Origin of the sequence: Bradyrhizobium sp. B124 (assembly GCF_038967635.1) — a bacterium.
Lineage (GTDB): Bacteria > Pseudomonadota > Alphaproteobacteria > Rhizobiales > Xanthobacteraceae > Bradyrhizobium.
Map to the genome: position 1 here is coordinate 2,067,823 of NZ_CP152413.1, position 25,780 is coordinate 2,093,602.

Here is a 25,780-nt window from a genome sequence, read left to right on the forward strand (position 1 = left end):
CAAGAGGCGCGAAGTCCCGGCCGGGGAGCTCACGCCTTCATAGCAATGTGGCTCGCTGATCAGCCGGGAATATGTCGACGCCGCTTCGGGCAAAACGCCCGACACATCGCGAGACCGCATGCGCGCGCCAATGCTATGGAGTCTGTTTGCTGAACCGGCGTCGCGAGAAACCGGCATGGAAGCACGCGGATTCTACCATGAGGGAATGCTTGCGTTGCAGCAGGCCGGCGCGCGCGACGTCCCGTCGACGACATCGGCAGCCGTAGAGCCGCGTGATGCGTAAGAGCTGGTACAGACCGGCAGCCGGAGCCGCAATCATCAGCCTCAGTCTGTTTGCTGCGGCCGACCTGCTCGCCGAAGACCGCAAATACGATCCCGGCGCCAGCGATAGCGAAATCAGGATCGGACAGACGATGCCCTATAGCGGCCCGGTGTCGGCTTTCTCCGTCATCGGCAAGGTGCAGGCCGCCTACTTCCGGATGATCAACGACGGCGGCGGCATCAACGGCCGCCGGATCAACCTGATCTCCTATGACGATGCCGCAACGCCGGCCAAGACGGTCGAGCAGGTTCGCAAACTCGTCGAGCGCGACGAGGTCCTGTTCACGTTCCAGGGCGTCGGTAACGCCTCAAACATTGCGGTGCAGAAATATCTCAACGACCGCCATATCCCGCAGCTGTTCGCGGGTGGGCGCGCCACGCGGTTCGAGGATCCGGTCAACTTTCCCTGGACCATGGGATTCGCGCCGAACCTGCGGACCGAGATCCGCGTCTATGCGCGGTTCATTCTCGACAATCATCCGAACGCCAGGATCGGCCTGCTCTACCAGAATGACGAGAGCGGAAAGGAGTATCTCGCGGGGCTGAAGGACGCGCTCGGCGCGCGGGCGCCGGCCATGCTGGCATCCGAAGCCCCTTATGATGCGACGGACCCGACCATCGATACGCAGGTGGTCCGGCTCAAGGCCGCAGCGGTCGATGTGCTGATCGACATGGCTGCACCGAAATTCGCCGCCCAGGCCATCCGCAAGACGGCCGAGCTCGGCTGGCAGCCGCTGCATTTGCTCGGCGTCGGCTCGTCCTCGATCGACGCGGTGCTGGTGCCGGCGGGAGTAGAGAATGCCAAAGGGCTGATCTCGGCAAGCTCGTTCAAGGAGGCCGCCGACCCGACCTGGGCCGACGATGCGGGCATGAAGCGATGGCGCGCGTTCATGGACTCGTATTATGCGGACGGCGACAGGAAGAGCCTCTTCACGGTCTACGGCTATAGCGCAGCCGAGCTCTTGGTGCGCGTGCTGCAACAATGCGGCGACGATGTCTCGCGCGACAACATCATGCGTCAGGCCGCCAGTCTGAAGGACGTCAAGCTCGACCTGCTGCTGCCGGGCCTTGCCATCAACACCAGCCGCACCGACTATCGTGTGATCAAGCAGTTCCGGATGATGCACTTCACCGGCGAACGATGGGAACCGTTCGGGCCAATCGTCGCCGACTAGAGGATCCACCGGTCATCTCGGATGCTCAACGTTTCGGGTTGCGCCCGCGAATGTGGTCGAAGCCTTGCTTGATTGCGGCGAAGCGCGCGTCGACCATCGGCTCGAATTCGAGGTCGGTGAAGATATAGGGCCAGTCGTTTTCGACGCCTTCGCGGACGAGTTCACCGACATAGTTGGGTTCTATGCCCTGAGAGATGCGCTCCCGGATCAGACTGATCTGCTCGGCACGTGGGCCTGAAGTCGGCAAGGCACGGACCGCCCCATCGAAGCGCTTGGGGAGGTTGCGCCTTGAGTCCACGATTTGAGTGCGGATGAACCCGGGACACAGCACCGATACGCCAATCCCTCGGGGCGCGAGTTCACGCCGCAGGCCCTCGGACAGCGCGACGACGCCATACTTGGAAACGTTGTATGCATTGCTCTCCCCTGAAATAAGGCCAGCGATCGAGGCTGTGGAGACGATGTGTCCACCCTCGCCATGCTGCTCGATCAACGGGCCGAAAATCTCGATCCCCCAAATGGTCGCCATCAGGTTGACGCCCATGGTCCAATCCCATGCCGCGTCGGTCCAGGCGCCATAGGGCCCACCGCCGCCGACGCCCGCGTTGTTGACGAGGATATGCACCTTGCCGTAGCGGGCAGTCGTGGCTTCGGCGGCCGCCGCGAGTTCGGCTTTGAGTGAAACGTCCGCTTTCACGCCGTCGACATCGACGTTGGTGAGCCTCAGTTGCTTGAGCGCTGCGGACAGAGCCGCTTCATCAATGTCGCAAAGCATGACCTTCGCCCCGGCCTGGGCCAAAGCGGTCGCGATCCCCAATCCGATGCCTGACGCTGCACCGGTCACGAACGCGGTCTTTCCAGCGAGATCCTTCACGCGCATTCTCCCCCGTTGCAAGCGGACACCGTCGCCCCAAGACGCGAAGTGTCAAACGTCCAATGTCAAAGGTCCAAGTGTCACCGGACGCCATATCACCGCACTTTCAAGCGATTGGGAAGTGTGCGGGATGTCTATCTCGGATACCACCAGCGACCGCCGATCACGACGCCTTCGGAGACGATCTTGCGATCGCCGGTCAGGTGCTCGCCGACCACGTCGACATAGTCGAACTGCCCTTCCCGGATCGAGATCAGCGTGGCGTCGCCGACACTGCCCGGCTTGAGGCTGCCGAGCTCCGGCCGACGCAGCGCCATCGCGGCGTTGACGGTGGACGCAGCGATCACGTCCGGCAGCGACATCCCCATGCAGAGGAATTTCGACATCGTCGTCACCTGGTCGAAGGCGGGACCGTCGATGCAGAGCTGATGGATGTCGGAGGAGATGGTGTCGGGGTAGAAGCCGTTGGCGAGCATCGCGCGCGCGGTCTTGAAGGCGAACGAACCCTTGCCATGGCCGATGTCGAACAGCACGCCGCGCTCGCGCGCCTGCAGCACCACTTTCTTCACCGTGCCCTGCGCGGTCGCGGGCGTGTTGGGGAACGGTCGGAACGCATGGGTCAGCACATCGCCCGGGCGCAGGCGCGCGAGCACCTCCTCGTAGCTCGGCGGCGGATGGTCGATATGCGCCATCAAGGGCATGCCGACCTGCTCGGCAACCTCGAGCGCGATCTCGAGCGGCACCAGCCCCGAGGTACCCGAGGCGAACAGGCCGACCCGCACCTTGATGCCGACGATGAGGTCGCGGTTCTCATCCGCCACGCGCGCCGCATCGACCGGATTCATCAGCCGCAATTCCTCGCTCTCGCCGACCATCACGCGGTCCGAGAAGCCGAAAATGCCGGCATGCGAGACATGCAGATAGGCGAGGATGCGGACCTGGCTCGGCTCGATCACATGCTTGCGGAAGCCGGCGAAATTGCCGGGACCGGCGCTGCCGGTGTCGACCGAGGTGGTGACGCCGGAGTTGCGGCAGAACTCCTCCGCGTCGATGCCCAGCGAGGTGCCGCCCCAATAGACATGGGTGTGCAGGTCGATGATGCCCGGCGAGACGATCAGCCCCGAGACGTCGCGGACCTCGGTTGCGGGATCGGCCTTCTGCTCCCGGCCGACCGCGGCGACCTTGCCGCCGGCAAAGGCGACATCCGTCACCGCATCGAGTTCTTGCGACGGGTCGATCACCCGTCCGCCACGCAGAATCAAATCGAAAGGCATCGTCATCTCCGGATTTCGGCCGGCACGATGATCGACTTCGACGCCGCCTGCAAGACGTTCAGCCGACGCGGGCCTGGTGGGAAATGGGTGCGGTCACCGTCGTCGTCTGATCCGCGCTGTTGTTCGCGGCCAACTCCGCACCCGTGTCCGTCCCCTTGGCCGACGCGACGATCGCTGCAACGGCCGGATGATGCGCCGCCTCCGAGGCGGCGATAGTCTCCTGAGCCCAGCGGTACGAGGATTCGAAGATTTCCTGATGACGGTCGAAATCGGTCACGTCGACGCCATCCGGCGTCGGCGGGCGCATCACGAAGTCGAGCGGCGTCGTCGGCAGCGTATCGTAGCGCTGATGCGCAACGAGACTCCGCCACAGCACGTTGACGGCGCTCGGCGCCGCCGGCAGCGCCTTCCGCCGGAACGGCGTCAAGAGCGACGCGAGCAGCTCGAACCTTCCCGGCAGCGCGGCATAGTCGACGTCGAACATCTCGGTCGCCGGCTCGCCGAAATGGACCACCAGGTTCGGTCCGCTCTTCATCTGATGCATTTGCGCCAGCGGAACGTTGTCGACGAGACATCCGTCGACCAGCATTGAACCGTCCTTCGTGTAGAACGGCGGCAGCAGGCCGGGGATGGCGCTGGATGCCCGCACCGCCTGCCAGAGCAGACCGGTCCGGATCAATTCGAGATTGTGCGTCGACAGATTGGTCGCGACCGCCGCGAACGGCCGCCAGCAATCCTCGATCCGGCAGGTGTGGCCATATTGATCGGCAAGCGCCCGATCGAAGGCCTTGTGGTCAAGCAGCGCGTAGCGCGGCCAGGTCGGGCGGCGGAAGCTGCGGCTGGAGACGAAGATCTCATGCGTGCCGCGCTCGAGATGCTCGGCGTCGTAGTTCTTGGCAAAGCCTGCCGCCATCGCCGAACCGACACTGGTGCCGACGAAGATGTCGAACATCGCGCCGCGCTCGCGGAACGCCTTGTAGATGCCGACATGCGCGGTGCCGAGGCTGCCGCCGCCGCCGGCGACAAACCCGACCGCGCGGCCGCACAGGAAGCGAACCAGGCTCTCGATATCGATCTGGTCTTCGAGCGCGACATGGTGATGCATGAAGCAAGGCAGCCGCGCCAGCCAGGCCGCGGTGCCGCTGACCTCGTGCTGCCTGATATCATGAACGCGAACCAGGCGCCGCGCCGACGCCGGATGCACGGCGCAGGCGAAGCTTTCGATCTCGGTGAGAACCGGCGGCGGAGCATCACCGCGGCAGGCGAACACCACGAGGTCGGCCTGGCGAATGGTCTTGCGCGCCCATTCGGATGCTTCCGCACCACCGAAATAAGCCACCAGCGGCGCGTCGTACTCGATCCGGTTGAGCCAGTCGGCGACCTCGGATGAATCCAGCGCGCGGCCGGGGAACATGGCCTGAATGCGCGCGAGATCGACGATCTCGGCACCTGCGGCGGCAAGGCTCAGGCGCAGCCTTTGTTCAAAGGCAGCCGGCACCGGCTCCCGTCCGCCCGCAATCAGCGCGACGGTGCGCGCCTTCGGTGACGCCCGGGACGGCAACAGCCGCGCGGTCTGGACGGCAAACCGCTGCGCAAGCGCGGCAAGCAGCGCCTCGACGATGCCAGGCGCTTCCTGCACAAGCCGCGCGTAGGCCGCGCGCGTCAGCACCAGCACGCTGGAATCGCGGATCGCGATCACATTGGCCGTGCGCGGGATGTTGGCGAAGAAGCCGATCTCGCCGACCAGCTCGCCGGCGCGAAGCTCAGCAATCGGCTCGGGATGATCGGTCCGGTGCACGGCGAGCGCGCCGTGCAGCACCAGGAACAATGAATCCGAGGCGCCGCCCTGCTCGACCAGCAGCTCGCCACGCACCAGGTCGCGCCGGGTCATCGCGCCAAAGGCGATCAGCCGCTGCTCCGCGCTGAGCGTACGGAACAGCGCGAAGTCCTCGGACAGGTTTCCCCACGCAAACGTTGCGCTCGGCGGCACACGGTTCGATTGCATGCACGGATGTTAGCGCCGGGCCGCCGTCCCGGCGAGCGATATCAGGCCGGTCCTGACGGCGCCTGGCCGGCATTCCTTGGGAGCACTGCAACAGGAATAGCGAGGCTTCCATTGGCCTGCATCACCCGACCAGCTCCGGCCACGGCACGATGGTCGACTTCACCGTCTTCATCGCCATCGCGTCAGCCACCGCGCGCGCGACGCCGTCCTCGGTGAACGGATAGATCGTCTGCATGTCGAGCCACGGATATTTGTTGCGCGTGCGGTAGAGCATGTCGACGCCGAGCGGCAGGTCGTTGCCGGTAAAGCCCCAGGAGCCGAGCACGTTGAGGTCCTTGGTGCAGATGCGGTGCCACGACGTATTGATCGAGCCGGCGTCGGTGAACTGTCCCATCTCGACATAGGTGCCGCCGTCGCGCAGCATCTCGATGCCCTCTGGGCCGGCGGTCGGATGGCCCGAGCAATCCATCACGAGGTCGGCGCCAAAGCCGCCGACGATGTCGCGCACCGCCTTGATGCGCTCCTCAGGCGTCTTCAGCCGTTCGATATCGACGGTCGCCTCGGCGCCGAACTTGCGCGCCAGCGCCAGCCGGGGCGTTTCCGGCGCGCCGACGCAGATCACCCGCCCCGCTCCCATCTCCTGCGCGGCCGCGACCGCGAGGATGCCGATCGGCCCGGAGCCCTGGATCACCACGGTGTCGCCCCAGCTGAAGCCGCCGGTGCGGGTGGCGCGGTTGAAGGCGCGAATGCAGGAGGTCAGCGGCTCCGAGAGTGCGCCCAGCCGCAGCGACATATCGTCAGGCAATTTGTAGATCTTGGTGCCGGGCAGCATGTCGAGATCGACATAGACATATTCGGCCCAGCCGCCCCACATGTGCGGCGCCTTGTCGAAGCCGAGATAGCGGCCGTAATACACCGGCGTCAGGCACTTGTTGGCGCTCTCGGGATAATGGATGCAGTAATAGCACCGGCCGCACGGCATCAAGGGCGGGATCATCACCTTCGATCCCACCTGCAGCGGCTTGCTCATGAAGTCTTCGGTGAACTCCGGGCCGCATTCGACGATCACACCGCCGAGCTCGTGGCCGAGCGTGAACGGCCATGGCAGCGGCTTCGGCCAGTGTCCCTTCAGGATGTGCAGGTCGGTTCCGCAAACGCCGCAGGCGCCGACCTTGATCAAGGCCGCCTTTTTGCCGACATCCGGCCATGGCACGGTCCGGATTACAGGCTTGGCTCCAGGTCCGTCATGCGTGCATACGCGGATCTGCTGCATCGGTTCGCTCTCCCCGTCCTTGTCATTGGGCCGGGTTCGGCCGCACCGACTTTAGGTCAGGACGATCGGGATGTCATGAACGCCTGTCATGTAGGTCTTCGTGACTGGTCTTGGCGGGACGAGGCGCTTCAAGTCTTGACGGGAGTATTTTTCCGCAAGGAAGCATCGATTTGTGAACGCTACTGAGGGCAAACAGGATTGTAGCATTGCGGGGAACGGCACCATGAATCCCGGGATCGAAGGCATCGTCGGCATGTACGTCAAGCTGGGCGAGCTGGACACACTGCAACGCATGAGGGAGCATCGGCAGAACCTGCTCGACCAATGTGTCGACACCGCGCATTTCAGCTTCGACGTCACGCGATCGATCTACAAGAGCGACCTCGAGGTGATCGAAGCCGGCATCGAGAGCCTCTCGGGCGAGGTCACCGGCCATGTCGACGTCTTCAACGAGAACCGGATCGCCGGCTGGGCCTTGTACGACCAGCACCCCGACAAACGGGTCACGATCGATATCTATTTCAACGGCGGTCATGTTGCCGAAGTCGTCGCCGATCAATTCCGCAGGGATCTGCTCAAGCTCAACAAGGGCGATGGGCACCACGGCTTCATGTTCGAACCGCCAGCCGGCTCCTATCAGCCGCCTTTGCAGCTCGAGATCCGCGCGGCGAAACGCAAAGTGCTAAAGGCCGTGACCGTTGAACCACCGGCGGCGCCGGCCGAGCCGGCCATGGACACCGAAGCCAAGTAACCCGCCGCGCCGCCTTCGCACGGCGATCGTCACTTCATCGCAGTGCCGTCGGGTGCGAAGGCCTCGACCTTGTCCGAGATCACGAACGACATCAGGTCGTGCCCGATCTGCTGCGACATGATGGAGGTGCGCGGCGGATTGACAGCAACGGCCGCTTCACCCCAACCTTCAGCACAATTTCAGGTTACGGAATGAAGCTGCAACCCGGGTCCGAGCGCATCTTCGCGGACGACAGCACCGACCCGCTCGACGGGCGCGTGCAATGGGCGCCGGCAAAGTCGTTGTGGCTCGGCGGCATGACCGCGGTCGCGATCGTGTTCGGGCCGCTGCTGTTCTCGTGGAGCGCGTTCGCGCTGTTCGTCGTGACCAGCGCGATCACGCTGTGCTTCGGCCATTCGGTCGGCATGCATCGCCGCCTGATCCATGCGAGCTTCGACTGCCCGCTATGGCTCGAACGGCTCTGCGTCTATCTCGGCACGCTGGTCGGAATGGCCGGCCCCTACGGCATGGTGCGGCTGCACGATTTCCGCGACTGGGCGCAACGCCAGGCGGCCTGCCACGACTACTCCCGCCACGCTGCCGGCTTCTGGCGCGATGCCTGGTGGCAGCTGCACTGCACGCTCGTGCTGAAGCAGCCGCCGGTCTTCCGGGTCGAACCGCGGCTCGCCAACGACCGCTTCTATGCCTTCGTCGAACGAAGCTGGATGTGGCAGCAATTGCCCTGGGCGCTGCTGTTCTTTGCGATCGGCTCGTGGAGCTGGCTGGTCTGGGGCATCTGCGTCCGGGTCGCCGTCTGCGTCACCGGTCACTGGTTGATCGGTCACTACTCGCATCGCAAGGGCGGACAGACCTGGGTCATCGAAGGCGTTGCAGCCCAGGGCTACAATGTCGGCATCGCCGGGCTGATCAGCATGGGCGAGAGCTGGCACAACAATCACCACGCCTATCCCGGCTCGGCCAAGCTCGGGCTGTTGCCGGGCCAGATCGATCTCGGCTGGTGGCTGATCAAAGCGTTCGAGGCCGCGGGCCTCGCCAGCAACATCAAGACGCCGGACAATCTTGCACCGCGCCCGGGCTCGCGCCGCGTCGGCGGTCCTGATAACGCCGATGCGGTCGCACATCGCGGCCCTGCGTTGTTCCCATAACCTGCACGCACGGATCGCCATTGCGGAGCTGTCGCGATGCCGCTATATCGCCCGTGTCGGAAAAGGCAGACTTGGTTTGGTAAGCCCAAGTCCTTTCGAAATCGAAGTCGTTTCGAAAACGAAAGCTCTGGTCTCCCGCTGCGTGCATGAGATCCCCACGACGAACACCGGACGCTATCGAGGCGTCCATTGTTCGTCCGTGTGGTTCTCAACCCGACGAACCGCTCCGGTCGAACATCGACAAAGGAGCAGTTCATGCACAACCACCACCCCCCTCCCCATGATGTCGTCATCGCCGGCGCCGGCCCGGTCGGCCTGCTGCTTGCCTACGAGCTGCGGCTCGCAAAGCTCTCAGTCCTGGTGCTGGAGCAGGCCACAGACCCGCGCTCGCCGTTGAAACGGCTGCCGTTCGGCATGCGCGGCCTCTCGGCGCCCAGCATCGAGGCCCTCTATCGTCGCGGGATGCTGGACGAGATCGCGGCGCCGCCGCGTGCGAATGATGGCTCGGGCAGCAATGCGTCGAACGGCGCGCATTGGATGCAGCAGCCGCGCCGCCCGGCGGGCCATTTCGCCGGCATCCAGTTTTATCACGACGATATCGACACTGCGAAATGGCCGTTTCGCCTGCCGAGTCCGGCCGGCACCAGCATGGCGGTCGACATGGAGTCGCTCGAATCCGCGCTCGCCGCGCGCGCAATCGCGATGGATGTCGAGATCAGGCGCGGCGCGGCCGTCGAGGCGTTCGATCAGTCGGATGACGGCGTGATCGTTCGCGCCGGCGGCGGGACGTTTCATGGACGCTGGCTGGTCGGTTGTGACGGCGGGCGCAGCACGGTGCGCAAGACAGGCGGCTTTGAATTTGTCGGCACCGATCCGGAGTTCACCGGCTATTCGGTCGAGGTCGAGATTGCCGATCCGGACAAGCTCCGCCCGGGCCGCCACTACACGCCGACCGGCATGTATACCTACGCGCGGCCCGGCACCATCGCGATGGTCGATTTCGACGGCGGCGCCTTCCACCGCACCCAAGAGATCACACGCGAGCATGTGCAGGCGGTGCTGCGCCGTGTCTCCGGCACCGACGTGACATTGACGGCGCTCCAGCTTGCCACCACCTGGACGGATCGCGCCTGTCACGCGACGACTTACCGGAGGGGACGCGTGCTGCTCGCCGGCGACGCCGCGCACATCCATTCCCCGCTGGGCGGCCAGGGCCTCAACCTCGGGCTCGGCGATGCGATGAATCTCGGCTGGAAGCTTGCCGCCACGATCCGCGGCGACGCGCCGGCCGGTCTGCTCGACAGCTATTGCAGCGAACGGCATCCGGTGGGCGCGCAGATCCTCGACTGGTCGCGCGCCCAGGTCGCGCTGATGCGGCCGAGCCGGAGCTCGCGCGCGCTCGAACCCATCATCCGCGATCTGATCGCGACGCCCGACGGCGCGACCTATTTTGCCGAGCGCGCGTGGGGCGTCTCGCTGCGCTACGATCTTGGCGGCGACCATCCGCTGGTGGGCCGCAGCGCGCCCGACTTCGAGCTCGCCTGCGGGACGAGGCTCGGCGAATTGCTCAGAGACGGGCGCGGCCTGCTGCTCGACTTCGAGCCGCGCTCCCCTCTGCGCGCGTTGGCCGAGCGTTGGTGCGGGCGGATCAGCTATCTCACTAGCGATGCCCTGGATCGGCTGGGCTTGAACGCGGTGCTGGTGCGCCCCGACGGGTTTGTGGCTTGGGCCACAGACATCGAACCGGATCTGGAGGAGACTGCTCAAGCCGCAGCGCGATGGTTCGGAGAACCTGACGCGGCATCTGAATGAGCCTAACGTCCCTGGATACGGCGCACGTGAGCTTCACTTGTCACTCTCGCTCCGTGTCCGGGTTCCCTTTCACAACCGTAACGCCCCGTTAACCCTATCAGCCTTAGGGTCGTCGGGGCTCCGAATGGACGGTGGCCGGGTTTGTTGTGATGTCGTTTGCACAAAAGAAAACTACCGTCGTCCCCGTTGCCGAGGAGCGGCGGCGCTTCCAGCGCGTCAAGGTGCACCTGCTCGGCCGCTACATGCTGCCCGACCGGCGCGAGTTTCCCTGCCAGATTATCAACATGTCCCCGGGCGGCCTCGCGCTGTTGGCGCCCGGCATCGGCAATGTCGGCGACCGTGTGATCGCCTATCTCGACCATATCGGCCGGGTCGAGGGCCGCATCACCCGCATCATCGACAACGGCTTTGCGATGACGATCGGCGCCACCGCGCGCAAGCGCGACAAGCTCGCCGCACAGCTCACCTGGCTCGCCAACCGCGACATCCTCAATCTGCCCGAGGATCGCCGCCACGACCGTATCGTGCCGCGCAACCCGATCGCCCTGCTCACCCAGGAAGACGGCTCGCGGATGACCTGCCGCATCATCGACCTTTCGCTGTCCGGTGCTGCGATCGCCGCGGAGAACCGCCCGCCGCTGAAGTCGCTCGTGATGCTCGGCAGAGTGCAGGCGCGTGTGGTGCGAAATCTCGAGGAAGGCTTCGCGCTCGAGTTCGTCCACGAGCAGTCGGCGGAAACGCTCGAAGAGAGCGTTACCGCGAGGTAAAGCGAAAAACCGCTCAAGCCCCCCGTTTTCAGCCCGCGAAGGCGGCCTCCGGTGCACCCGGTGGCCGCCTTCGGCGCGTTTGGCGCAGTAAAATCGGCGGTTAACAGCCAGAGCGTTTGAGGCAACAAACCGTGCAAGCGCAGCGTTTGCCGCGTTAATAGATAAAATTTGAATCAATTGCAGATGTTTCAAATTTTACGCAAATTAGATTCAAGTAAAGATCGAATTCGCCGCAGCTTTTACCAGTATTCGCGTCAAATCTACTTCGCGCACTTAGCGGCGGCGCAAAAGCTTTGTGCGAAACGTGGTCCCAACAAGAAGAACGGGGGCCACGATGTTTGGGTTCAGGGGACAGGGGAAAGGTTTGGCGGTTGCCGCCATTCTGTTTGCGACGTGCGTGTCGGCCAAGGCCGGCGACGTGGTCTACGCCAGCCTGGGTGACGTTGCGCGCTCGCCGATCGGCTGGGTCGAATTCTGCGCCGACAATCCCGCCGAGTGCCGCGGCGGCAAGACGCAACCACGCGACATCGTGTTGTCGCAGACCGCTTGGCGCGACCTCGTGCGGGTCAACAAGTGGGTCAACGAATCCATCAAGCCGATGACCGACATGGATCATTGGGGCGTGATCGAGAAATGGTCGTTGCCATCAGACGGCTACGGCGACTGCGAGGACTACGTGCTCCTGAAGCGCAAGATGCTGATGGACGCCGGCTGGCCGCGCGAGGCGCTGTTGATCACGGTGGTCCGCGACAAGAAGGGCGAAGGCCACGCGGTGCTGACCGTGAAGACCGACAAGGGCGAATTCGTGCTCGACAATCAGAACGAGAGCATCGTCGCCTGGACGGAGACCGGCTACCGCTTCGTCAAGCGGCAATCGCAGAGCGATCCCAACGTGTGGGTCTCGCTCGGCGACAATCGCCCGGCAGTTTCAACCGCAAGCTCGCGCTGAGCGGCAACAAGGAATCGAGTTCGCGACCCGGTCACATCCCCACCCCTCCCCGTCCCAGACCGGTTCGCGCGCGGCCAGGCTTCCCCCAAAGCCTGGCCGCAACTTTTTCAAGAACATGAATTTCCTGAGAACCGGGACTTCAGGGGTGAGTTGGCGTAACGGCCGCCAGTATCCCGCGCGGCGGCAAGCTGTAGCTGCGAGATGACGATGAGCGCGGCGATGCCGATCGCGAAGCGCGACATGGATTATCCTTTCGTTGAATAGCGGGGCCCGCACACGGCGGGAACTCGGATTCTCGCGGCTGTGAGCAACCGAACGCCGGGACATCTTCCGGTTGATTTCAGCCCCGGGTTGCGTCAGCTTCCGCAGGTTTTTTAGGGGTTGGCGATTTGAACTTTGGAATGCAGGGCCGAGCGCCGGTTGAGCGCGCCGGTTTCCGATGCGATATCAATGCTTTGCGAGCTCTCGCGGTGATCGCTGTCCTTGGCTATCACCTGAGGATCCCGGGCTTTGCCGGCGGTTTCGTCGGTGTGGACGCGTTCTTTGTCATCACCGGATACCTCATGACCGGCAAGGTCGTCGCCGATCTTGCAGCGGGCCGGTTCTCCTATGGCGACTTCGCCATGATGCGGCTGCGGCGCATCTACCCGGCCCTTCTTGTGGTTGTCGCAACCACCGCGGCGGCTGGATGGTTCCTGACGCTGCCGGGCGAATACTTCCGGCACGTCCGCCAAGCCTGCTACGCGATCTTCTTCTTGTCGAATTTCGCATTCGACAACGACAACGGCTATTTCGCGATGGCCGCACAGACCAAGCCGCTGTTGCACACCTGGTCGCTCGCGGTGGAGTGGCAATTCTACATCTGGATGCCACTGGTGGTGCGTTTCGTTTGGTCCCGATCACCGAGATCGAAGGCGCCGGCTTCGATAATGGCCACGTTATCAGCCGTCGCCGTCGTGTCCTTTGCCTGGTGCCTTTGGCAAAACCAGCATGACGAGATGGGGTCGGCGTTCTTTTCGTTACGCGCGCGGGCGTGGGAGCCGCTGGCCGGCGGCATGATCGCCATAGCCGAAGTCTGGTGCCAGGCGAGCGGCCGCGCTCCTCGCTCCGAGGCCTTCAGTAGCACCGCCGCCCGCATCGGATGGATCCTGACAGCATTCTGCGTGGCCTATCCGCTGCCGGAAGCACGCTGGCCGGGCGCCTTGACTCTCCTGCCCATCGTCGGCGCGGCTCTTGTCGTTGCGGGCGGACTTGAGACCTCGAGACTCGTTCAGTCGTCGGTCGTGCAGCGCATCGGTGACTGGTCTTATTCGATCTACCTTTGGCACTGGCCGATCTGGGTGTTAGCTGGCGGATGGCTCACCGCGCGTGGCTATGAGGTCGGTGCTGTCTCGAAAGCTGCGATGGCCGCAGCCTCGATAGCGGTCGGCGCCGTCGCCTACTACGTCGTCGAACAGCCGTTCCGCCTGCGGCGCGACACCTGGACGCCGCAGCGGCTGTTGGCCGGTACAGGCGCCGCGGCGGCGTGCTTCGTTGCCTTTACGATCGGCTCACTGGTGACGACCGGCTACCCGGGGCGGCTGCCGGCCTATCTCCTGCCCGCCGAGATGGCCCGCAAGACGGACACGCCACGCGATGAATGTTTCCGCAATGCCAACTCGAAGAAGGCCGCAAGCGAGAGATATTGCACCTTCGGCGTCGGCAACGCCGATCACGCTACGGTCATGCTGTGGGGCGATTCCTTTGCAAACCAGTATCTTGAGCCGATCACGACGGCCGCAACCAGGCTCGGCCTCACCGGTCTTATTGCGACACAGAGCGCCTGCCGACCCTTTGCCGACCATCCCGATCGCAATGCCGCCGACAGCCAGCCGTGCCGCCAGTTCAACACCGAGACGCTGCAATATTTGGGCGACCGCGCCGAGCCGACCATCATTGTTCTCGCCGGCAACTGGAGCAACGCCATCGAGATCGCGCCACTTGTCGACACGCTGCTCTCAAACGGCAAGACCGTCATTATAGTGATGCCGCTGCTCAATATCGGCTTCGACGTGCCGCAGAAGTGGATCGAAAGCCAGATCAGGGCAGGAAAGGCCATCACCGAGTGGAAGGTCGCGGCCGATCCGACCTTGACGATGCGCGATCTGCGCCAAAAGATCGACCGGACTGTACTGTCACCCCGTAAGGGCAATCCGTGGCTAATCTCGATCGACCCGCAAGCGGAAGTCTGCGACGACAGTTCGTGCCACCTGGTTCGATCAGGTCAGGCCAACTTCCGGGACACCGCTCACATTTCGAACGTTAACGCGCAGCAATACGAACACCTCTTTGAGACTGCGCTCGGCTCGGCCGTACACGCTGGCGTGCACGCCGAGCGCTAGGCGGAAAAGCTCGCGCGGCGCTGGATCGGCACCGCGCGGGCCCGTCTCCGGCCGGCCGAGGAGACATCGCGACAGCCGGTGGCATCACGCGCCAGGGTGCGAACTTTATTGCTGCCTGTTCCAGCGGCTGTCATTGCAGCGATTGAGCGGCGAGCGTCTGCTCGGCCATCCGGCGCCCCAAGCTTGACATCCTAACATCCGCTCTATTGAATTGAATTCAATTCAAGCAACGGGCAAGCGATGGGCGTAACGAGCCAGGGGACACGCGAGCGGCTGCTCGCCGCAGCCCAACGGGAGCTGATCGAAGGCCAAGGGCATCTCGAGATGCAGGCCGTCGCGAGACGGGCCCAGGTCTCGGTCGGGCTCGCCTATCACCACTTCGGATCGAAGGCCGGCCTGATCGCCGCCGTGGTCGAAGACTTCTATGAACATCTGGATGAGGCCGCCTTCGGCGGCGCCAAACTGGCCGCCAGCAACTGGGCCGACCGGGAGAAGGCGCGGATCGGCGCCTATGTCGCCTTTCACTATGAGCACCCGTTTGCGCCGCTGGTGATCGGACCGCTGAGCCGGGCGCCCGAAGTGCTTGATGTCGAGACCGCCTTCACCAGCCGCCAGCTTGCAGGCGGTGCGCGCATGCTGGAAGCCGCGCAGCGCGACGGGATCGTACCTGGCAACCTCGACCCTCACCTCACCATCGCGCTGATGATCGGCGGCATCCGCCAGGCGCTGATCGGCGCGCTCACTGCCGACCGGCGGCCGGATCCGGCAAGGCTGACCGGCGACATCTGGGCCTTCATGGCCGCGGCGCTGCGCCTGACTGCCAAGTCCCCGCCGGTGAGGCCAAAAGCCACGCGGCGCAGCCGCTTCTAACGTTCAACTATAACGCCAAGGTCGGTGGCCATCTTGTTCAACCCGCATGATTTTCACACGCCGCAATCGTCCTACAGCAAGCCGGATCTGCTGCGCTCGAGCGCGGGCGGCTATTTCGGCCCCGGCAATGCGCAGCTGCCGGCGCCACCGATGCTGATGATGGATCGCATCACCGACATCGGCATCGACGGCGGCGCCTTCGGCAAGGGCCGCGTCGCCGCTGAACTGGACGTTGCACCGGACCATTGGTTCTTCGCCTGTCACTTTGCCGGCGACCCCGTGATGCCCGGCTGCCTCGGGCTCGACGCGATGTGGCAGATCATCGGCTTCTGGCTCGGCTGGTCGGGCTCGCCGGGCAAAGGCCGCGCGCTCGGGGTCGGCGAGGTCAAGTTCAGGGGCCACATCACGCCGGGCGTCAGGCTCGTGCGCTATGAGGTCGACATGCGTCAGATCAGGCGCGGCCGGCTGGTGCTGGGCATCGCCGACGGCCGCGTGCTCGCCGACGGCGCGTGCGTCTATCTGGCGAAGGACATGAGGGTCGGCCTGATCGCGCCTACGGACTGAGCCACGGACGCGCGCCGGACAGTCCCGTTTTGAGGCAGGAGCCCCCCGGAATTTGCGGCGAGTTTTGCACTCCCCTCGCCACCTGCTTGAATCCCCGGGGGTTTTGCCCGCGCCGAGGTTGTGCTATTCGGAACCTTTCAATTGATGTCCGGTTCTGGTCGCATGGTCGAACTTGCCCCCCGGAATGCACAAGCCAGCAGCCTGATCGGCGTGCAGCCGATCGCGATCGGCGCCGTGGCGCTGGTGCTCGTGCTGTTCGGGATCGGCTCGATCACGCTGTGGCGCGCCTTCAGCGGCAACGTGCCGGAGACCGACCGGATGGTCGCCGTCCGTCAGTTGCAGGCGCGGACCGCGCAGGTCTCCGAGGCCCTGGTTGAAAAGACCAAGGGGATGGAGTTGACCCAGCAGGAATCCATCGACCAGTTGCAGGAGGTGCAGGACCAGCTGTTGGCCATGCGCAAACAGTTCGCCGCGCAGCAGGGCGACGCCAAGAAGCTCTCCGACCAGGTCGCCGCACTGACTGAACAGGTCGAGGGCCTGCGCCAGTCGCTCGCGAGCGCGCAGGCCAATGAGCCGGTCGCGGAGTCCGAGCCGCGCAAGCGGTCGAAGGCCACCCGCAGCGCCAACCGGAAGCGCCACAGATCGCGCAGTTGACGACCGAAGACCGAAGACGCCGAGCGCGGTCACCAGCGCGGCCATCAAAATGTACCAAATCCCGAACAACATCAGGAGCTAAGGTGGAATTTCCGGCTCCAGGCCTGCCGGCAGCAGCCCCGCATGAGTGCCCGTTACCGTGAATTAATCCGGACTTTGTGAACTGGTTCACATATCCGACTTCGAATCCGAGTCATCTTTAATCACCGGATGGCGTGAGCCGATTTCAATATCCGGGGCTGGCAAGGTCGTTGACGGTATACTACGTCGACGGCCTTGTTTTTTGGGGCCGCCCACCCCGGAAACATCTGACTCCCGACATCGAGAGCGGCCTTCACGCGCGCGAGGTCGGCAAGCCGGCTTGCGCTCGCCACCCCACAAGGAAGCGGCCGAGGACGAATGGAATCAGATGCAGGCGCAGCTGAAGAAATAAGGCGTGCTCGGGTGACGGCTCTGCACGCGCGACATCGCTGCCGCTGAAGCCGCAGCGATCCGCGTTGCCGCCTACCTGGTGCGGTCGCGCAGGACGCGATCGCTTCGCTGCCGCAGCCGTGCAAGCTTCGGCTCGAGCTCGTGGAGCATGTAGACGAATGCGATGGCGAGGCCCGAAACAACAACCATGAACAACAATGTCAGATCAGGAATGGTCAGCATCTCTGATATCCTCTGAGGCCCGGCTCCAATCGCAGCCGGACCGTTTGTTTTCGCGACGCGTTCACACACAGACTGCTGCAATGTGCTGCAAGCAGCGTACCAATGCGCGACGGCCCCGGCATCAAGACACCGAGGCCGCGCCGATCATTCCAAGACCATCAGCATGGCGATCCGATGGACCGGCCATGCGTCGGCAGATGTCTCAGTTGCAAACCTGCACCGGTCGCACCTGCCAGCCATACGGCGTCAGCATGCGACGGCGCACGACGTAACAGCCGCCGTCACCATAACCATAGCCGTAGCCATACCCGTCGTCGTAGCCGTAACCGGCGTAGTACGGGTTGCCGTAGTAGCCGTCATAGTAATCGTAGGCGCCATAGCCCAGGCCGAACCCGATCGCGGCCGCCGCGAACGGATAGCCCCAGCCGCGCCGATGCCAGCCTCCGCCGTGCCAGCCTCCACCATGCCAGCCGCCGCCGTGCCAACCACCGCCGATTGCAGCCGACCGGAAGCCACCGCCCGCGCCCATGGCGCGGAAGGCGCCGCCGCCACCGTGGAAGCCGCCAAAGCCGCCGCCACCATGGAAGCCACCACCGCCGTGAAAGCCGCCGCCACCAAAACCACCGCGCGCCGACGCGGCATCGACCGTGAACAGGCCGACCGTGGCCGTCGCCAGCAAGGCAATCATCGTTTTACGCAACATCACCCGTTACTCCTCTTTCCAAGGCTTTTTTTTTCAAGCCTCCTCTGCCGCGTCCCGCGCATGCTAACTCAATGTAGGACCGTGGCTTCGACCGCGCGCCTGTGTCACGCTCACATCTGCGCGACCCGCGTTCATCAAGGCGCAGCCATCAAAAGTTAGCAGCCGCGGCAGATGCCATTGACCCGGCGGTCGACCGTCCTGTTCTCGTCGGCGATCGCCCTGTCGATGCTCTCGCTCGACGCCGAGCCGGTGGTGACGCCCTCACCGGTATTCAGCCGGCCGGAGGATTGCGCCGTGCCGGCGCTGTTGGTGCCAGGCGGCGGTGGCGCGACTTGCGGCGATGTCGGGCTGGCTGACAAGGGGCTCCCGCTCCCAGTGCCGCTCCCGGTGCTTTGAGCGACGGTAACCGTGGGCGCCAGCAGAATGGCGATTGTCGCGACTGCGGCGGTGACGGATAATTTGCGCATGGCAATTCTCCCTTGCGGACATCAACGGGTCCGCAAAACGCCGGTTCCCACAGGCGTTGGGGCAATACAGTTTGGGAGCAATGCAATTTGCGCAAGCTGATCGAATTTGACGACGACACTGCCGACAAGCTGAAGCAGCTTGGGCGCGACCGGATGGCGACGTTGCAGGAGCTGGCGGACGAGGCCTTCGCCGACCTCCTCAAGAAGCACGGTATTCCGATCGACCTGAAGGATGCGCTGCGCAAGAGCGCAAGACTTCAGGAAGCAGCGAGACCGCGGGAGGCGGCAAAGCCAGGCCCCGCAACACCGAAGCGCGCACGTAAGCAGGGCCGGAAGCGCTGAGGCTTCAGCCGATCTTCTTCAGTCCGGCTTTGTACTGCGGGCCCCGGATCGCATAGGACTTCGCCGGCCGCGACAACGCCTCGGCCTGCGCGGCGTCCAGCGTACGCACCACGCGCGCGGGCGCGCCGATGATCAGGGAGTTTTCCGGAAACTCCTTGCCCTCGGTGATGACGGAGCCGGCGCCGACGACACTGCCGCGCCTGATGCGCGCGCCGTTCATCACGATCGATCCCATCCCGATCAGCACGCCGTCTTCCAGCGTGCAGCCGTGCACGATCGCATTGTGGCCGATCGTGACGTTGTTGCCGATGGTCAGGGGAAAGCCGGGATCGACATGCAGGGTCGAATTGTCCTGGACGTTGGAGCCTTCGCCGATCTCGATCCACTCATTGTCGCCGCGCAGCACGGCGCCGAACCAGACGCTCGCCGCGGATTTGAGGCGCACCTTGCCGATCACGACGGCATTGTCGGCGATGAAGTAGCTGCCGTCGGCGGGAAGATCGGGCCCCTGCCCGTCGAGTTCGTAGATCGCCATGAAGGTCTCCCTGGAGCGCTTTCGAGCGAAGTGGACGCCGCCTCGCGTGAAGAAAACGCGTCGAAGCTCAGATCAAAGTGACCTTGGCACAGCGGACGACGTGGATTCAAGCAAGCCCGCCCATGATCCGGACACGGATCAGGATCCGGCGCGGATCACCCGATCACGCCGGCAGCGCGCAGCGTCATCACGAAGAAGGTGCCGGACATCAGGCTCCAGAAGCCGGAGATGACGGTTGCCATCATCACGAACTCGAAACGGCGGCGCTCGATGCGCGCACCACGCAGCGTGTTGCGCATGATGATGAACGGTGCAGCGAAGACGAGAAACGGGACCGCGGCAAAGGTCCTCGGCGCCACGCCCTCCTGCAGCAGGCCGAAGCCGGCCGGACGCTCCGCCATCGCCTGATAACCGCTGGCCAATGCGCCGGCGAGCGCGAAGCCGATGAAGAGCGAGAACAGGGAATTCAAGGTATCGGGCGACATCGGAACTTCCGCTACGCAACAGGCCACTCACCCTGCTTCGCAGAATTGACGGCGGGCCGCCACATCATCCTTAAGGAAAGGTTAACCGGCCGCGCCCGGCGAGGCGTTTGCGCATGGCCATTCGCTGCGGGATTCCATTGGAATCGTACGGAAATTCCGCGTCACGTGGCATATTCGGCAGGTGATTCGGCCACTCCCGGCCTGCTCTTTGCCTCGCTCATGACGCTACTCTCGACCGCCCAGCATCTCGCCCGCGACACCCGGCGCAATCCGCGCGCGCATCTCGTTCCGATCATCGCCTCGGCAGTCATCGCGGCCGGTGCGATTGCGCTCGTCGCCTATCTGCTGTGGCCGACCTATACGACCGTCCCGCCGAGCGATCCGTCGCGGCTGCCGGTGAGCGTCGGCGGCACGCTGTTCAACGTGCCGACCATGGCCGTGCGAATGAAGATCCAGCGCCACTCCGGGCCGCAGGAGCGCGTCGATCTGAGCTTCCTCTATCCGTCGCTGGCGGCGCCTGCCGCGCCGAAGCACTACAGCGCCGATACGGTCGAGGACAAGGTGCAGCCGATCGACAGGATCTTCGTGTCGATCGCGGCACATCACGATTCACTCGCGCCGGACATGCGGCTGCGCACGATCTATCCGCGCTATCTCGACGAGCGTGCGAACACCGATGACGGCCTGACGGCACGCGCGTTCCGCGACGGCACGCCCTATGGCGGCGAGGACCTGTTCACCGCGAGCGAGCCGCAGCTGATCGCACGCTGCACGCGCGATACCTCGACGCCCGGCATGTGCCTGAGTGAGCAGCGCATCGAGGGCGCCGACCTGACCTTCCGCTTTCCACGCAGCTGGCTTGCGCAATGGCGCGACATCGCCACCGCGATGAACCGCCTCTCCGCGCAGATGCACAGCGCGAAGGGGTAACGCCGTCATTGCGCCGGAGCGACGCCCGCTCCGCGGGTTCCTCGCAATGACGGCCTTAAGGCCGTTCAGCCCTGCTCGCCCAGATCTTCTTCCAGGATCGCCATCTGGAACTGGAACGAGCGATCATCGTCCTCGTCGTCGACGAACAGCACGCCGATGAACTCCTCGCCGATATAGACCTCGGCCGAGTCGTCCTTCTTGGGCCGCGGCACCACGCGGATCTTGGGATTGCTGAACACGCGTTTGAGATACGCGTCGAGCTTCCTGACTTCCTGTACGTCCACAGCCGTCTCCAATCGGGTCGATGATTTTCGGGGGAGTTTTAGGACGAGACGGCAAAGATCGCCAGAGCCTTTTCAGGCTTTGGCGACGTGATGTTGCGCACACGCTAAAGCGCGGTACCGATCAGAAAGCGAGTGAAATCAAAGCCCGATCGCATTGAGCATCTGGTCCATGGTGCGCGACGGCTCGGCACAGCCGGCCTCGCCGACGATTTTCGCCGGCACGCCCGCGACCGTGACGTTGTGCGGCACGGGCTTGACCACGACTGAGCCCGCCGCGATCCGCGCGCAATGACCGATCTCGATATTGCCGAGGATCTTGGCGCCGGCGCCGATCAGCACGCCGTGGCGGATCTTCGGATGGCGATCCTCGTTCTCCTTGCCGGTGCCGCCGAGCGTAACGCCATGCAGGATCGAGACATCGTCGTCGATGACGGCGGTCTCGCCGCAGACGAAACCGGTGGCGTGATCGAGGAAGATGCCGCGGCCGATCCTGGCCGCCGGATTGATGTCGGTCTGGAACACCGCCGACGAGCGGCTCTGCAGGTAGAAGGCAAAATCCTTGCGGCCCTTCTGATAGAGCCAGTGCGCGAGACGATGGGTCTGCAGCGCGTGGAAGCCCTTGAAGTAGAGCAAGGGATCGATGAAGCGCGAGGTCGCGGGATCGCGGTCATAGACGGCGACGAGATCGGCGCGGAAGGCGTTGCCGATATCGGGCTCATCGCGCAATGCCTCACCATAAGTCTGGCGGATCAGGTCGCCCGACAGCGCGGCGTGGTCGAGCCGATCGGCAATGCGATGGACCACGGAATCTTCCAGGCGCTCATGATGCAACACGGTCGCATAGATGAAGGATGCGAGCTCCGGCTCGCGGCGCAGGATGTCTTCCGCCTCGCCGCGGATTCGATCCCAGATCGGATCGAGTGCCGCGAGCTTCGCCCCCTGCGGATTGACCTGATGAACTGCCATAGCTGCTCTCGCAATTCGGTTGTTCTGATGTGCGTTATAGCACGGTGAACCCAGCGCGTCCCGGGAAGGCTCGGTACGGTAAACCCCAGCCGAACGCCCCCGGGCCGACGTCTAGGGGAGTTGGTCGGGATTTTGCCGAAATCAAGCCGTGCTTCTGCAACTATTGGCGGATTTCGTCCCGAGTGTGGTTTTGGGCATGGTCGGCCCCAATAAAAGGGGGAAATACCATCAATACCCGGACGTTACGTGGGCGCCTGACCGATGCACGGTCGGTCTGGATCGCCACCATTGCCATTCCCCTCCTGCTGCTCGCGCCTGCCATCTGGAACGGCTATCCACTGCTCCAATGGGATACCGGCGGCTATCTGGCACGCTGGTACGAGGGCTACCTGGTGCCGAGCCGGTCCACGGTGTTCGGCATCTACCTCCATGTCGGTGAGACATCGGGCTTCTGGCTCAACCTCGGCATCCAGACCCTGGCGACGCTGTGGATCCTGCAACTGACCCTACGCATGCTCGAGCTCGCCCGGCCGGCCCGGCTGATCGCGATCAGCCTCGCACTGATCGCCACCACCGCCCTGCCCTGGCTCGCCAGCATGCTGCTGACCGACATCTTTGCCGGCCTCTCGGTGCTCGCGCTCTTTATCCTCGTCCTGCACGGCGAGCGGATTTCGACGCTCGAGAAGGCGGTGCTGTTCGGTTTCATCGCGTTTTCCGCCGCCACGCACAGCGCGACGCTCGCGGTGCTGCTCGGTCTGTGCTGCGTCGGCTGGATGCTGCGTCCGTGGCTCGGCCGCCGCGTCCCGGTCGCGGGGCTCATGCAAGGCAGCCTGACCATCGTCACCGCCGCCGTGATGCTGCTGGCGGCGAACTTCGCGCTGTCGGGTCAGCTTGCCTGGACACCCGGCGGCTATGGCGTCGCCTTCGGCCGCATGCTGCAGGATGGCATCGTCGCGCAATATCTGCGCGATCATTGCGCCAAGGAGAACCTGAAGCTGTGTCCCTATCGCGACAAGTTGCCGCCGACCGCCGACGACTTCCTGTGGGGTCACAGCATGTTCAACACGCTCGGCCGCTTTCAGGGACTGAATGACGAGATGGGCCACATCGTGGTGCGTTCGCTGGCCGAATATCCGACATGGCAGGCCAGGGCGGCGCTGACGGCAACCGCCGACCAGCTGTTGGATGTCGCGACCGGCGAAGGCTCCTCGGGCTGGATCCCGCATACCTACGGCATCATCGAGCGCTATATTCCCAAGCAGGTCGCGCCGATGCGCGCCGCGCGGCAACAACAATGGGCCCTCGACTTCACCGCGATCAATCGCATCCACGTGCCGGTCGCGCTGGCCTCGATGCTCCTGGTCGTGATCCTGTTCGGCCGCGGACTGTGGCAGCGGCGGCTCGACGATTTGACGCTGCTGGCGGGCACGGTGACGCTCGCTTTGCTCGGCAATGCCGCCGTCTGTGGCGTGATCTCGGGGCCGCACGACCGCTATGGCGCGCGCATGGTGTGGGTCGCGACCTTCGTGGTGCTGATCGCGGCGGCGCGCGCCTTCGCCAAGGACGATGCCGAGAACGATGCCGACGAGCTATTTTCGCCGCGACAGGAAGTCGATGACGCCGGTCTTGTAGACCTTGTCACCGACCGCCCGCATGTGGTCGCGGTTCGGAATGTCGAGCACCTGCGAACCCGGAATGATCCGGCCAAGCGCTGACGCCGAGCCTGCGATCTCATCGTTGGTGCCGACCGCGATCAGGACCGGCACGCGGATCCCGGCGGCCTCCTCGCGCGTCATCAGGCGGCGCGAGCCGCGCAGGCAGGCGGCGAGCGCGCGGCGGTCGGAACGGGTCTGATCGGCGAAGGCGCGGAAGGTGCGGCCGACCGGATCGGTGACATCGTCGAGCGACGGCGCCTCCAGCGCCAGCGCGACGGCCTCGCCGGGGCCGCCGCCCTCGATCAGCCCGATACCGATGCCGCCGAGGATCGCCGAACGCACCCGATCGGAATTTTCACGCGCCAGGATCGCCGTCATCCGCGAGCCCAGCGAATAGCCCATGATGTCGGCGCGCGCGATTCCGAGATGATCCATCAGCGCGATCACGTCGCTTGCCATGGTCGCGATCTCGTACTGCGCGACATCGTAGAGCTTGGCGGATTCACCGTGGCCGCGATTGTCGAGCGCGATGACGCGGCGGCCGGCCTTGACGAGCTCCGACACCCAGGTCGGATAGATCCAGTTGACGTTCTTGCTCGACGCAAAGCCGTGCACGAGCACGATCGGCTCGCCCGCGCCTTCGTCGATATAGGCAATCTCAACATCGCCGTGATGGAAACTCGGCATCTTCGATTCCGTTTTTTCTTGGGACTTAGGATTTGGGATTTGCGATCGACCGGCGACCGCAAGCTTAGCGTGAAACCTGGCCTTGGGCGGGCATACTCGCCAGCGCGGCCTGCGCGGTCATCTGCCGCTTCAGCCGCAGCGCCTTGCTGCGTCTGAGCCACCACGCCGTGGTTCGCTCGGTGGTGGCCTTGATCGACGACAGGAAGCCGAACAGTGCGAACAGCGCGCCAAACAGCCACATGGTGAGATTGAATGTGCCGGCCACGAGCAGCAGCGCGCCGCGGCCGAGCAGTTTGATGATCGCGCGGGTCTGGCCGCCCTTCACGTCCGCGAGGCGGGCCGCGCGCGCGATCTCCTGCGGGTTTTCCGCGACCTTCAGCGTGTCCCGCGCGGCACGAACCCCGGCCGCCTCGCCGATGCGCCCGACGTCCTTGGCGACGCGCACCAGCGCGCCGGCCTTCTCGGCGCGGAATGCCGCGCGGATCGCGGTTGCAGTTTCCGCCGGCCGCAGCACCGAGCCGGACGCGACCGCCTCACGCAGCGCCGGCTGATCGACCACCTCGCGGGTCGAGCGCCCGGCCCATTCGATCATCCCCTCACTCAGCCGTCCGGCCTTGCGCGTATCCTTGACCAGCGTCAATCCGGCGCGCAGCGGCGCGGCGCCGCCGACCGACACATAGGTAGCCGCAGTCACGGCGAGCCCGGCGGCCGCGAGGCCAAGCACCAATCGGTCGGTGTCCTCGCCCATCACGAGATGCTTGCCCTCGCGCACGACGTCCCTGACGTCACCGAACACGAACAGATCGCCCGCGACCGTGCCGGACAGGCTTGCGACATCGTCGGCATTGCCGGTCACGAGGCCGGTGGCAAATCCCTTGGCGAAATGTGCGGTGGACGATTGCTCGGCGCGCGCGTCGTCGACGCGCTTTGTGAGTTCATCACTGAGCGCGATGTTCTTCTCGCTTGCGAGCGCGACAAAGCTCGCCGCAAGATCGGCATCTCCGGAGGCGAGCGCCGCCTCGATATTGTCCGATATCAACGCCGGGTTGTTGCGCAGGACGGAATTGAGCCTGAGATCGACAAGCACAGCCGGATCGTTCCGCGCTGACAGCACCGTTCCGGCGTCGCGGGCGTGCGGCCAAATGGCCGCACCCACGGCAGCGCTCGCTGCCAGGCCGGCCACCGCCAAACTGAGGCGCACCCCGTTCATTCCGCTTGAAACCTCAAGTTTAATTCGCCTTGTTCAGCTCGCCTTGG

Annotated in this window: 26 protein-coding genes and 1 pseudogene; 13 read left to right on the forward strand and 14 right to left on the reverse strand. The window is 64.6% G+C overall.

What is annotated here, in order from left to right:
• The first annotated feature begins 275 nt into the window (after positions 1–275).
• The gene (locus tag AAFG13_RS09945; protein WP_212309858.1) at positions 276–1,496 is read left to right on the forward strand and encodes an ABC transporter substrate-binding protein; all 1,221 of its coding nucleotides are present in this window, start codon (positions 276–278) and stop codon (positions 1,494–1,496) included.
• 25 nt (positions 1,497–1,521) lie between these two features.
• Here AAFG13_RS09945 and AAFG13_RS09950 read toward each other — a convergent pair whose 3' ends face one another.
• The 4 genes from AAFG13_RS09950 to AAFG13_RS09965 all read right to left on the reverse strand — a co-directional run bounded on the left by AAFG13_RS09950 (position 1,522) and on the right by AAFG13_RS09965 (position 6,922).
• A complete protein-coding gene (locus AAFG13_RS09950; protein ID WP_342711900.1) occupies positions 1,522–2,370 on the reverse strand; it encodes an SDR family NAD(P)-dependent oxidoreductase in 849 nt (282 codons plus the stop codon).
• Positions 2,371–2,504: 134 nt separating this feature from the next.
• Positions 2,505–3,644, reverse strand: a complete 1,140-nt coding sequence (locus tag AAFG13_RS09955) for an amidohydrolase/deacetylase family metallohydrolase (protein ID WP_342711901.1) — start codon at positions 3,642–3,644, stop codon at positions 2,505–2,507.
• Between the two features lie 58 nt (positions 3,645–3,702).
• Entirely contained in the window at positions 3,703–5,649 is a 1,947-nt protein-coding gene (locus tag AAFG13_RS09960) for a cyclic nucleotide-binding and patatin-like phospholipase domain-containing protein (protein ID WP_342711902.1), read from the reverse strand.
• Between the two features lie 121 nt (positions 5,650–5,770).
• Complete coding sequence (locus AAFG13_RS09965) at positions 5,771–6,922, reverse strand: zinc-binding dehydrogenase (protein WP_342711903.1); 1,152 nt, start codon at positions 6,920–6,922, stop codon at positions 5,771–5,773.
• 223 nt (positions 6,923–7,145) lie between these two features.
• Between AAFG13_RS09965 and AAFG13_RS09970 the strand changes: the two genes are divergently transcribed.
• From AAFG13_RS09970 to AAFG13_RS09990, 5 genes are all read left to right on the forward strand, one after another.
• Positions 7,146–7,673, forward strand: coding sequence for a hypothetical protein (locus AAFG13_RS09970; RefSeq protein WP_342711904.1), 528 nt, complete (start codon positions 7,146–7,148; stop codon positions 7,671–7,673).
• A gap of 191 nt (positions 7,674–7,864) precedes the next feature.
• Complete coding sequence (locus AAFG13_RS09975; RefSeq protein ID WP_342711905.1) at positions 7,865–8,818, forward strand: acyl-CoA desaturase; 954 nt, start codon at positions 7,865–7,867, stop codon at positions 8,816–8,818.
• A 255-nt stretch (positions 8,819–9,073) separates the two neighbouring features.
• Positions 9,074–10,630, forward strand: coding sequence for an FAD-dependent monooxygenase (locus AAFG13_RS09980; protein ID WP_342711906.1), 1,557 nt, complete (start codon positions 9,074–9,076; stop codon positions 10,628–10,630).
• 149 nt (positions 10,631–10,779) lie between these two features.
• The gene (locus AAFG13_RS09985) at positions 10,780–11,397 is read left to right on the forward strand and encodes a PilZ domain-containing protein (RefSeq protein ID WP_092115166.1); all 618 of its coding nucleotides are present in this window, start codon (positions 10,780–10,782) and stop codon (positions 11,395–11,397) included.
• A gap of 334 nt (positions 11,398–11,731) precedes the next feature.
• Positions 11,732–12,346 (forward strand): transglutaminase-like cysteine peptidase, encoded by a 615-nt coding sequence (locus AAFG13_RS09990; RefSeq protein ID WP_092115167.1) that lies wholly within the window; start codon positions 11,732–11,734, stop codon positions 12,344–12,346.
• A 107-nt stretch (positions 12,347–12,453) separates the two neighbouring features.
• On the opposite strand, the gene AAFG13_RS09995 is transcribed toward AAFG13_RS09990, so the two are convergent.
• A complete protein-coding gene (locus tag AAFG13_RS09995; protein WP_342711907.1) occupies positions 12,454–12,588 on the reverse strand; it encodes a hypothetical protein in 135 nt (44 codons plus the stop codon).
• Between the two features lie 159 nt (positions 12,589–12,747).
• Between AAFG13_RS09995 and AAFG13_RS10000 the strand changes: the two genes are divergently transcribed.
• The 4 genes from AAFG13_RS10000 to AAFG13_RS10015 all read left to right on the forward strand — a co-directional run bounded on the left by AAFG13_RS10000 (position 12,748) and on the right by AAFG13_RS10015 (position 16,815).
• Positions 12,748–14,727 (forward strand): acyltransferase family protein, encoded by a 1,980-nt coding sequence (locus tag AAFG13_RS10000; protein ID WP_342711908.1) that lies wholly within the window; start codon positions 12,748–12,750, stop codon positions 14,725–14,727.
• Between the two features lie 240 nt (positions 14,728–14,967).
• Positions 14,968–15,597 carry a TetR/AcrR family transcriptional regulator gene (locus AAFG13_RS10005; RefSeq protein WP_342711909.1) on the forward strand — a complete coding sequence of 210 codons (630 nt, stop codon included), beginning with the start codon at positions 14,968–14,970 and terminating at the stop codon, positions 15,595–15,597.
• Between the two features lie 33 nt (positions 15,598–15,630).
• Positions 15,631–16,161 (forward strand): bifunctional 3-hydroxydecanoyl-ACP dehydratase/trans-2-decenoyl-ACP isomerase, encoded by a 531-nt coding sequence (gene fabA, locus AAFG13_RS10010; protein WP_212309867.1) that lies wholly within the window; start codon positions 15,631–15,633, stop codon positions 16,159–16,161.
• A 162-nt stretch (positions 16,162–16,323) separates the two neighbouring features.
• The gene (locus AAFG13_RS10015) at positions 16,324–16,815 is read left to right on the forward strand and encodes a hypothetical protein (RefSeq protein WP_212309868.1); all 492 of its coding nucleotides are present in this window, start codon (positions 16,324–16,326) and stop codon (positions 16,813–16,815) included.
• Between the two features lie 504 nt (positions 16,816–17,319).
• Here the strand turns inward: AAFG13_RS10015 and AAFG13_RS10020 are convergent.
• From AAFG13_RS10020 to AAFG13_RS10030, 3 genes are all read right to left on the reverse strand, one after another.
• Entirely contained in the window at positions 17,320–17,469 is a 150-nt protein-coding gene (locus AAFG13_RS10020; RefSeq protein WP_212309869.1) for a hypothetical protein, read from the reverse strand.
• Positions 17,470–17,671: 202 nt separating this feature from the next.
• Complete coding sequence (locus AAFG13_RS10025) at positions 17,672–18,172, reverse strand: hypothetical protein (RefSeq protein WP_212309870.1); 501 nt, start codon at positions 18,170–18,172, stop codon at positions 17,672–17,674.
• 155 nt (positions 18,173–18,327) lie between these two features.
• Positions 18,328–18,639, reverse strand: coding sequence for a hypothetical protein (locus tag AAFG13_RS10030; protein ID WP_342711910.1), 312 nt, complete (start codon positions 18,637–18,639; stop codon positions 18,328–18,330).
• Positions 18,640–18,726: 87 nt separating this feature from the next.
• Here AAFG13_RS10030 and AAFG13_RS10035 point away from each other — a divergent pair, with 87 nt between their 5' ends.
• Positions 18,727–18,981 (forward strand): hypothetical protein, encoded by a 255-nt coding sequence (locus AAFG13_RS10035; RefSeq protein ID WP_212309871.1) that lies wholly within the window; start codon positions 18,727–18,729, stop codon positions 18,979–18,981.
• 4 nt (positions 18,982–18,985) lie between these two features.
• Here the strand turns inward: AAFG13_RS10035 and AAFG13_RS10040 are convergent, their stop codons facing one another.
• Both AAFG13_RS10040 and AAFG13_RS10045 read right to left on the reverse strand, forming a co-directional pair.
• Complete coding sequence (locus tag AAFG13_RS10040) at positions 18,986–19,516, reverse strand: gamma carbonic anhydrase family protein (protein ID WP_092115174.1); 531 nt, start codon at positions 19,514–19,516, stop codon at positions 18,986–18,988.
• A 155-nt stretch (positions 19,517–19,671) separates the two neighbouring features.
• Positions 19,672–20,001 (reverse strand): hypothetical protein, encoded by a 330-nt coding sequence (locus tag AAFG13_RS10045; protein ID WP_092115175.1) that lies wholly within the window; start codon positions 19,999–20,001, stop codon positions 19,672–19,674.
• A 219-nt stretch (positions 20,002–20,220) separates the two neighbouring features.
• On the opposite strand from AAFG13_RS10045, the gene AAFG13_RS10050 reads away from it, so the two are divergent.
• Positions 20,221–20,931 (forward strand): hypothetical protein, encoded by a 711-nt coding sequence (locus AAFG13_RS10050; RefSeq protein WP_212309872.1) that lies wholly within the window; start codon positions 20,221–20,223, stop codon positions 20,929–20,931.
• Between the two features lie 65 nt (positions 20,932–20,996).
• Here the strand turns inward: AAFG13_RS10050 and AAFG13_RS10055 are convergent, their stop codons facing one another.
• Both AAFG13_RS10055 and cysE read right to left on the reverse strand, forming a co-directional pair.
• Positions 20,997–21,215: a DUF3126 family protein gene (locus AAFG13_RS10055; protein WP_050406403.1), complete on the reverse strand. Its 219-nt coding sequence runs from the start codon at positions 21,213–21,215 to the stop codon at positions 20,997–20,999.
• Between the two features lie 138 nt (positions 21,216–21,353).
• Positions 21,354–22,181, reverse strand: coding sequence for a serine O-acetyltransferase (gene cysE, locus AAFG13_RS10060; RefSeq protein WP_092115182.1), 828 nt, complete (start codon positions 22,179–22,181; stop codon positions 21,354–21,356).
• 182 nt (positions 22,182–22,363) lie between these two features.
• Here cysE and AAFG13_RS10065 point away from each other — a divergent pair.
• Positions 22,364–23,737: pseudogene (locus AAFG13_RS10065) on the forward strand (hypothetical protein); the annotation flags it as partial.
• A gap of 33 nt (positions 23,738–23,770) precedes the next feature.
• On the opposite strand, the gene AAFG13_RS10070 reads toward AAFG13_RS10065, so the two are convergent.
• Together AAFG13_RS10070 and AAFG13_RS10075 are read right to left on the reverse strand one after the other, a co-directional pair.
• On the reverse strand, positions 23,771–24,523 hold the full coding sequence (locus AAFG13_RS10070; RefSeq protein WP_212309874.1) for an alpha/beta fold hydrolase: 753 nt from the start codon (positions 24,521–24,523) through the stop codon (positions 23,771–23,773).
• A 64-nt stretch (positions 24,524–24,587) separates the two neighbouring features.
• Entirely contained in the window at positions 24,588–25,733 is a 1,146-nt protein-coding gene (locus AAFG13_RS10075) for a hypothetical protein (RefSeq protein ID WP_342711911.1), read from the reverse strand.
• Positions 25,734–25,780: the final 47 nt, after the last annotated feature.